General features: G+C 36.8%; 1 protein-coding gene. It reads left to right on the plus strand.

Annotation, left to right across the window (positions count from 1 at the left end):
• The first annotated feature begins 184 nt into the window (after positions 1-184).
• Complete coding sequence (locus tag H7O61_RS07730) at positions 185-2,170, plus strand: porin family protein (protein WP_187875637.1); 1,986 nt, start codon at positions 185-187, stop codon at positions 2,168-2,170.
• Positions 2,171-2,179 lie beyond the last annotated feature (9 nt).

The raw sequence follows: 2,179 nt of genomic DNA on the forward strand, positions 1-2,179 counted from the left end.
CTATCAAACTTTGATTAACACAGCCTTATTAATGCTAAATTAGCCCTAAAACAAACGCTTGTTTTTAAAATTTTGTTTCAATTTGAAATACCAATCCCTTATAAAAGCTTTAAATTTCAAAAAATAAACAAACAATCCCCTTAAATTGTATAATAAAGACACTATAAACTAAAAAGAGATAACCATGAGAAAACTATTCACTTCGTTTTTATTATTCAGTGCGTTAGAAGCTAATGAGAAAAATGGCTTTTTCATAGAAGCCGGGTTTGAAACCGGGCTATTAGAAGGCACGCAAACGCAAGAAAAAAGACACACCACCACAAAAAACACTTACGCGACTTACGATTATTTACCCACAGATAGCGTTTTAAAAAGAGCGGCTAATTTATTCACAGACGCTAAATCCATATCGCAATTAACATTTTCATCCTTATCCCCTATTAAAGTATTGTATGTTGGCGGTAAATTAACTATAGAAAATTTCTTACCTTATAATCTAAGCAATGTTAAACTGAGTTTTAAAGACGCTCAAGGCAATGTGATCGATCTAGGGGTGATAGAGACCATCCCCAAACACTCTAAGATGGTTTTACCCGGGGAGGCATTTGATAGTTTAAAAGAGGCGTTTGATAAAATTGGCCCCTATACTTTCTTTTTTCCAAAATTTGAAACCACTAGCACTTCTGTTTCTGACGCTAACACGCAAAGGGTGTTTGAAACGCTCAATAAGATTAAGACAAATCTTATCATGAAATATAGTAATGAAAATCCAAACAATTTCAACACTTGTCCTTACAACAATAATGGTAATACAAAAAATGATTGTTGGCAACCTTTCACCCCACAAACCGCAGAAGAATTCACCAATTTAATGTTGAACATGATCGCTGTCTTAGACTCCCAATCTTGGGGCGATGCGATTTTAAACGCTCCTTTTGAATTCACTAACAGCTCAACAGATTGCGATAACGATCCTTCAAAATGCGTAAATCCCGGAGTAAATGGGCGTGTTGATTCTAAAGTCGATCAACAATATATACTCAACAAACAAGGTATTATTAATAATTTTAGAAAAAAAATAGAAATTGATGCGGTTGTTTTAAAGGATTCAGGGGTTGTAGGGTTAGCTAATGGATATGGTAATGATGGTGAATATGGCACATTAGGAGTAGAAGCCTATGCCTTAGAACCCCAAAAACTCTTTGGCAATGACCTTAAGACTATCAATTTAGAGGATTTAAGAACCATTTTGCATGAATTCAGCCACACCAAAGGCTATGGACACAATGGGAACATGACTTACCAAAGAGTGCCAACCGGTCAAAATGAAAATGGCAAGCCAAAAGATTCTGATGGCCTCCCTTATAACATGTGTTCGCTTTATGGGGGTTCCAATCAGCCCGCTTTCCCTAGCAACTACCCTAATTCCATCTATCACAATTGCGCGGATGTCCCGGCTGGCTTTTTAGGGGTAACAGCAGCGGTTTGGCAGCAGCTTATTAATCAAAACGCTTTACCCATAGATTACGCCAATTTGAGCGCTCAAAAGAACTACAACTTAAACGCTAGTTTGAACACGCAAGATTTAGCCAATTCCATGCTTGGCACCATTCAAAAAACCTTTGTCACTTCTAGCGTTACCAACCACTATTTTTCAAGCGCTTCACAGAGTTTTAGAAGCCCTATTTTAGGGGTTAATGCTAAAATAGGCTATCAAAATTACTTTAATGATTTCATAGGATTGGCTTATTATGGCATTATCAAATACAACTATTCTAAAGCCCTTAATCAAAAATTCCAGCAATTGAGCTATGGTGGGGGGATAGATTTGTTATTGGATTTCATCACCACTTACTCCAATAAAAATAGCCCTATAGATATTCAAACGAGAAGGAACTTTTCTTCATCTTTTGGTATCTTTGGGGGGTTAAGGGGCTTGTATAACAGCTATTATGTGTTGAATAAAGTCAAAGGGAGCGGTAATTTAGATGTGGCTACTGGATTGAATTACCGCTATAAGCATTCTAAATATTCTGTAGGGATTAGCATCCCTTTGATCCAAAGAAAAGCTAAAGTCGTTTCTAGTGGTAGCGATTACACCAACTCTTTTGTTTTCAATGAAGGGGCTAGCCATTTTAAGGTGTTTTTTAATTACGGGTGGGTGTTTTAGGGTGAGAAA

The sequence above is a fragment of the Helicobacter pylori genome (assembly GCF_014496965.1).
Lineage (GTDB): Bacteria > Campylobacterota > Campylobacteria > Campylobacterales > Helicobacteraceae > Helicobacter > Helicobacter pylori_CZ.